Annotated in this window: 4 protein-coding genes and 3 pseudogenes; 2 read left to right on the forward strand and 5 right to left on the reverse strand. The window is 67.3% G+C overall.

Annotation, left to right across the window (positions count from 1 at the left end; translation table 11 throughout):
- Positions 1 to 601: 601 nt before the first annotated feature.
- Together ABIC70_RS28205 and motA are read right to left on the reverse strand one after the other, a co-directional pair.
- Positions 602 to 1,462, reverse strand: coding sequence for a flagellar motor protein MotB (locus tag ABIC70_RS28205; RefSeq protein ID WP_043346296.1), 861 nt, complete (start codon positions 1,460 to 1,462; stop codon positions 602 to 604).
- Positions 1,463 to 1,484: 22 nt separating this feature from the next.
- Positions 1,485 to 2,348, reverse strand: coding sequence for a flagellar motor stator protein MotA (motA, locus tag ABIC70_RS28210; RefSeq protein ID WP_043346294.1), 864 nt, complete (start codon positions 2,346 to 2,348; stop codon positions 1,485 to 1,487).
- A gap of 273 nt (positions 2,349 to 2,621) precedes the next feature.
- On the opposite strand from motA, the pseudogene ABIC70_RS28215 reads away from it, so the two are divergent.
- A pseudogene (locus ABIC70_RS28215) lies at positions 2,622 to 2,756 on the forward strand (IS6 family transposase); the annotation flags it as partial.
- A 208-nt stretch (positions 2,757 to 2,964) separates the two neighbouring features.
- On the opposite strand, the pseudogene ABIC70_RS28220 reads toward ABIC70_RS28215, so the two are convergent.
- Positions 2,965 to 3,300: pseudogene (locus ABIC70_RS28220) on the reverse strand (IS110 family transposase); the annotation flags it as partial.
- Between the two features lie 186 nt (positions 3,301 to 3,486).
- Between ABIC70_RS28220 and ABIC70_RS28225 the strand changes: the two are divergent.
- Positions 3,487 to 4,866, forward strand: coding sequence for an HD-GYP domain-containing protein (locus ABIC70_RS28225; protein WP_043346292.1), 1,380 nt, complete (start codon positions 3,487 to 3,489; stop codon positions 4,864 to 4,866).
- 29 nt (positions 4,867 to 4,895) lie between these two features.
- On the opposite strand, the gene ABIC70_RS28230 is transcribed toward ABIC70_RS28225, so the two are convergent.
- Positions 4,896 to 5,054: a hypothetical protein gene (locus ABIC70_RS28230; protein ID WP_158498469.1), complete on the reverse strand. Its 159-nt coding sequence runs from the start codon at positions 5,052 to 5,054 to the stop codon at positions 4,896 to 4,898.
- 445 nt (positions 5,055 to 5,499) lie between these two features.
- Positions 5,500 to 6,363: pseudogene (locus ABIC70_RS28235) on the reverse strand (methyl-accepting chemotaxis protein); the annotation flags it as partial.
- Between the last annotated feature and the right edge of the window lie 103 nt (positions 6,364 to 6,466).

Genomic DNA, 6,466 nt, shown 5'->3' on the forward strand with positions numbered 1-6,466 from the left:
GGCTCACCCCGAACGCATTTGCAACCCGGTCCCAACAGGACCAGAACCAGAACGGACTCTGGTTATGAACGGGGGCAAACACGGGGCAAGGTCAGGTCGATAAGAGGCCGTCCGCTTCTCTGGCCAGCCTTCTCCAAAGCGGTCGTTCCTCTTTCGGCCATGCCCTGCTGGCGCCGATGACCTCCGAGCGTCTCAGATGGGTGGTTTGCCGCCGGTCCGCTTTCGGGAATCGAGGTTGGGGAAGCGGATGCCGCTCAGATCTCTGGGGTTGATTTCTCGACGGTCTCTCGCCCCGTGCGGCTCGAGGCCCGTGGCCTGACCGCGACCTCCATTCGTTCCCGCGCCTCGAAAGCCATCCCGACAGGCCGACCCCCTCCCCTGGGGGCGGATCCTGGGGATCCGCTGAGGGCGCTGACGGAAGGCGCGCGGCGCAGACACGCCGGGCCTGCTCGTAGGCCGCCCGCTCCGTCTCCGCACGCGCGCCAGAAGCGACGCTGTAGCCTGTGGTCCTGCGCAAAGCGCGTGATGCGCCACGATGATCCGATGGGCGGCCTCGACGGCGATTCGCCGTTGTCGTCCGAGGCGGCGCGGCGCCTCGTCGTCAACGAAGCAGGTTCGGGGGCACCGGCGGGCTCGCATTGAGCAGAGTGATCGTCACCCGTCGGTTCGGCGCGATGTAGGGATTGTCGGGGAAAACCGGCTCGGTGTCGGCGCGTCCCACCACGGACGAGAAGTGGTCGTTGGGAACCCCGGCACCCGACAGGATCTCGCGCACGGCGAGCGCACGCCCGGCGGTGAGATTCCAGGGTTCGGCGGTCCGCGCCGAGCCCGGGCGTGCGGCGGCCGTGTGGCCGGTTATCGACAGGCTGTTGGGCAGCCGGCGCAGGGCGGGCGCGAGCGCCTCCAGCACGCGACGGGTGCGCTCGTAGGGGTCGACAGAGCCCTCGCGGAACATGGCGCGGCCGTCCTGGTCCACGAGGGACACGTTCACGCCCTCCTTGGTCTGCTCGATCACGATGTTCTTCGACAGCTCGGCGATGTCGGGCATCGTCTGGAGCGCCTGCCGGAGGCTGGCTATGGCGCTGTAGTTCACCTCCGTGCTGGCGGCCGGGCGGCTGGCATCGAGATCGCTGGTGCGGCCCGGACTGGTCGGGCGCACTCTGTCCTCCCGCTCGGCAGAACCCCGCTCCGCGTCGCGGGGCGTGGACGGCTTGTTGCCTGACGTGTCCAGGGCGGTGCCGTACAGGATCCCGCCCGCGCCACTGGTTGCAGGGCTCAAAGCCGCCGGCGAGAAGTATTCCGCCAAACCGATCTTCTGCTCCTGCGTCGTCATGCTGATCAGCCACATCAGCAGAAAGAACGCCATCATGGCGGTCACGAAGTCCGCATAGGCGATCTTCCAGGCCCCGCCGTGATGGGCGTGTGCGGCCTTCTTGACCTTCTTGATGATGATCGTGGTCATCGAATCCCTGCCGGATAGCGGGTCAGATCTGGGCGGGCAGAGCGGCGGTTGCCGCTTCCACTTCGCTGAAGGTCGGGCGGACGTCGCTCATCAGAGACTTGCGGGCAAATTCTATCGCCATGACCGGCGGCTGGCCGCCGATGTGGGCGAGCAGACCCGCCTTGAGGGAAAGGTAGTATTTGGATTCGGCCTCGAAGAGGCTCTTGAGCGACTGCGCCATGGGCCCGAAGAAGCCGTAGGCGACGAAGACGCCAAAGAAGGTGCCGACGAGCGCGCCGCCGATCAGATGCCCCAGCACCTCCGGCGGCTCCTTGATCGCCCCCATCGTCTTGATCACGCCGAGCACGGCGGCGACGATGCCGAGCGCCGGTGTTCCGTCGGCGAGCGCCTGCATGGCAGACACGACCCGCTCCTGCTCCTGGTGGTGCGTCTCCAGTTCCTGATCCATGAGAGCGTCGATCTCATGGACGTTGTTGGCACCCAGCGACACCATGCGCATGTAGTCGCAGACAAACTCGACCGCGTGATGATTCGCTGCAAAGGTCGGAAAGGCGTTGAACAGCGTCGACTCGCCCGGGTTTTCAATGTGCGGCTCGAGCGCCATCGAACCCTTCTGCTTCGCGAGTTTGAACAGTGAATACTGCATCCCCAGCAGTTCGACATAGGAGTTCTGCGTGTATTTGGGGCCCTTCATCAGGGTGCCCAGCATGGCGGGCACGGCCTTGAGCACCGGCCCGGTGTTGCCGATGACGAAGGCACCGATGGCTGCACCGAGGATGATGACAAACTCGAACGGCTGCCAGAGGACTGCCAAGTGGGCACCCATCGCCGCGTAGCTGCCGAACACGCAGACGAAGACGATCAGTGTGCCGACGATCAGCCGCATGATTTGCCATCCTTGCGCGGCGGCAGGTACGGACCCCGCGAAGCTTTGAAGGATCCAGCAAATCACTGAACAAGGTTAATGCTGCGTTTAGAGCGGCGGCCGGAGGATTATGGGACGGTCGGTCCCAGCGTGGGGTCGAGCGGGTTTGACCCGGCGTGACGGGTGCGGGCGTGTCGCACACGCGAACGCGCGGGTTCACGGGTCGTTGGGCCTAGCCGCCGAGCCCGCCGCTTCATCCCCGCCGTTCCATCCCCGCCACTCCATCCCCAGAGCCGGCGCATGATCTGCGGCTCGGACGGCATGCTGGGGCTGCGCAGGGGCTTCGGCTTTGCCGGTGCATGGACCGTGCGCGAGCGGCACCCGATGCTGGCGCGCTGCTTCGGACTTCCCGCGGCGAACAAGGCGTGACGGCAGGGCGATGGACGACCGTCCCCGCATCCCTCCCGCCTCGCGGCATGGCGGTTACGCCGTGGCCGGAGTTCCGCAGGCGCCCCGTGGGCCATCAACGCCCAGACGATCCGCGCCATCATGTCCGCCAGGGCGACGGTGACCCGCATGCGCGGCTGGCGCGACAGCATGCCGGCCGACCTCGCCCCAGCTTTGTCGGGATCCCCGGGCGAACCGCAGCGTCGGGCGCAGCGCCGCAGATCGCCTCCGCGTCGGCCATGGCGCTCTTCTGCCGCTTCGCGAACGGCTTCACGCATGCCGAAGGGATGAGCCGCGTGTCGTGACCGGCCAAGTCTATCCCGCATGCCCAGTGACGAGCACCGGCGCAGATCTCCATCGCGCCCATGCATCGGGGAGGTGTCGCGACGAACGCCAGTCCCGGATCACGCCGCAGCATCGTGCGACACACGGCTGTGCCACTCGCATCCGAGCGGTGACCCTGGAAAACCGACTCGACCGGATCGATCCCGCCGGTGCTCACCCCACCCGGGGACGCCGCCTGCAGGGGTGTCGCAACACCGCCGCTCTGGCACAGCGATGCCGTCGGGGGACGTCGACCCCAACGCTCAGGGTGGTTTTGCGGCGGTCCCCGGCCGAGATGAGGACGCATGGGAACGACCGTCGATGAACGGTTTCATTATTTTTGGGAGATAGTCATTCGGCCTATAAGGAACGAGTTTGGGCTATACCAATGCGAATCGTGGCGAGCGGTGACGCAGAGACACAGACCGTACACCTGTCGGAAATCCTGGGTGCCTTGAGCCATGCCCTGGATCTGACGGAAGGCCAGCCCGTAGGGCATTGCATTCGTGCGACATGGATCGGCTTCCACATCGGCCGCGCGATGGGCCTGCCCGACCTTCAGCTATGGGAACTCTACCATACGATCATGCTGAAGGATCTCGGCTGCTCAAGCAACGCCGCGCGAATCTGCGAGCTCTATCTATCCGACGACCTCAGCTTCAAACGTGACTTCAAGACGGTGAGCGACAGCTTGCCGAAGGTGCTGGGATTTGTCTTCGCTCACACGGGCCTGAAGGCAGGCTTGGCCGAACGGTTCCGCGCGGTGCTCAACATCTTGCAGAACGGCGGAGCGATCGCCGACGAGCTCATACAGACCCGCTGCCAGCGCGGTGCCGCGATCGCCCGGCAGCTCCGCTTTTCGACGAGCGTCTGCGACGCCATCCACGCGCTGGACGAGCACTGGAATGGCAGCGGCCGGCCGGACCGCCTCACGGGCGCTGCGATCCCGCTCTACGCCCGTGTGGCGCTGCTCGCGCAGGTGGTCGACGTCTTCCACGCCGCAGCTGGCCCTTCGGCCGCGATCGCCGAGGTGCGGGCGCGCTCTGGCACATGGTTCGACCCGCAGGTCGTCGCCTGCTTCGAAGCGGTCGCGGCCGAACCCGGCTTCTGGGAGGTTCTGGGTTCGGATGAGGTCGAGGCGGCGGTGTTCGCCCTGGCACCGGTCAGCCCGATCGCGGTGGACGAGGACTACCTCGACGACATCGCCCGCGCGTTCGCCCAGATCATCGATGCCAAGAGCCCCTTCACCTCCGGCCACTCCGAGCGAGTCGCGGTCTACGCCGATATGATCGCGGCCGAACTCGGCTTTACTGCGGAACGCCGCCGCTGGCTCAAGCGGGCCGCGCTCCTGCACGACATTGGCAAACTCGGGGTCTCGAACGCGATCCTCGACAAGAACGGCAAGCTGGACGATGCCGAGTGGCAGGACATGCGCAATCACGCCGCCCTGTCGGAGACCATCCTGGCCCGCGTGGCGGTGTTTCACGAGATGGCCTGTATCGGCGGCGGCCATCACGAGCGGCTGGACGGCAAGGGCTATCCACGGGGGCTGAAAGGCGATGCGATCGTACCGGAGATCCGGATCGTCTCGGTCGCCGACGTGTTCGACGCGCTGACCGCCGACCGACCCTACCGGGCCGCCATGCCGCTTGAGAAGGCGCTCGGCATCATGCGGGCGGATGTCGGCACAGCGTTCGATCCGGCCTGCTTCGCGGCGCTGGAGCGGGCGCTCGCCGCGATCGAAGGGGATCTCGCCCGGGCGGCCTGAGCCGCGTCGCCGCTCACCGATCCTCTTGCCTACCGGGCCGGCGCCATCGGGCCGGGCCGGCCGCCGGCAGCCTCGCTGCGGGGCGCGACAGTCCGGGATGCCACGATGACGACCGTGCGCACCGCCCATCCCAGGGCCGTCGAACCCAGGGCACTGAGGCACAGTGCGTCGAGGGCGCGGGTGATCATGGTCCGAGATTCCTGGCGGAGAGAGGCGTGAGGGCGGGCGGCTGCCATCCGGACGTCGCCCGCTTTGCGAGCCCAGAGAGCACGACGCATCGATACATTCTGATAGGAACGTCCGTTGTATTTAATACAACCTCGTTTTACTTTCTGGTTGTAGCTTTCCTCATCACGCTGGCCCCGCCGGAAGGAGGGCGCCTTCGTCCGCTTCCGGGGACCGCACGATCCGGCCTCACGGGCGACGTCGGGTCGATAGCGGGCCATCCGCTTTCCGGCGGGCCTGCGCCGAAGCGGACCGGCCGCTTTCGGCCAGTTCCAGTCCCGTCGACAGTCGCCCCCAAATGACCGCTGGGGGTGCTTTTCTGCCCGTCCGCCTCCGCACGGAGGTGAGGCGGAAGCCGACACTCGACGGTTCAGTCGAATAACCGAAGATTGCGTCTATAGGATCGTGTCAGGCTGCGCGGACGGTTGTGAGGAAGCGGGCGACCTCGGCGCCGAGATGCTCGGATTGCCGCGACAGCTCGGAGGCCGCCGACAGGACCTGGCTGGCCGCCGCCCCCGTCTCCTCCGACGCCTGCGCCACGCCCGCGATGTTGCCCGTCACCTCGTTCGTCCCCGCCGAAGCCTGCGCGACGTTGCGGACGATCTCCTGCGTGGCCGCACCCTGCTGCTCCACCGCTGCCGCGATCGAGGTCGCCACGTCGCTGATCTCCCGGATCCGGCCAGTGATGCCCGCGATCGACGTGACCGCCTGGCCGGTCGAAGCCTGGATCTGGGCGATCTGCCCCGAAATCTCGTGCGTGGCCCTGGCGGTCTGCTCGGCCAGCGCCTTCACCTCGGAGGCCACGACCGCAAAGCCCCGCCCCGCGGCGCCGGCGCGGGCCGCCTCGATCGTGGCATTCAAGGCCAGCAGGTTGGTCTGGCCGGCAATCGCCGAGATCATCCCGACGATGTCGCCGATCCGCGCGGCGTTCTGGCTAAGCGCCTGGACGAGGTGGGCGGTCTGGTCGGCCTCGCCCACCGCGGCCTGCGCGAGATGGGCCGAGCCCTGCACCTGCCGGCCGATCTCCTGCACCGACGAGCCAAGCTCCTCGGCCGCGGCCGCGACCGTGTTGACGTTGGTGGCGGCCTCCTCGGCAGCGGCCGCGACGGTGGTCGACTGGCTCGCCGTCTCATGGGCGGTCGTGGTCATCTGCTGGGCGGTGGCCTGCAACTCGGTGGCCGAGGACGAGACCATGCCAATTACGCTACCCACCGCGGCCTCAAAGCCGTCAGCCATCGCCCAAATGGCGCGCTTGCGTTGCTCCTCCGCCGAGGCGCGGACTAGGGTGTGGACTCGATCAGCACCAGAAGGCGATGACGGCGGCCAGAGCGAGGGCCGAGGCGTAGTTGCGGGCGAGTTTGTCGTAGCGGGTGGC

This window comes from Methylobacterium sp. 1973, from assembly GCF_040545035.1.
Taxonomy (GTDB): domain Bacteria; phylum Pseudomonadota; class Alphaproteobacteria; order Rhizobiales; family Beijerinckiaceae; genus Methylobacterium; species Methylobacterium fujisawaense.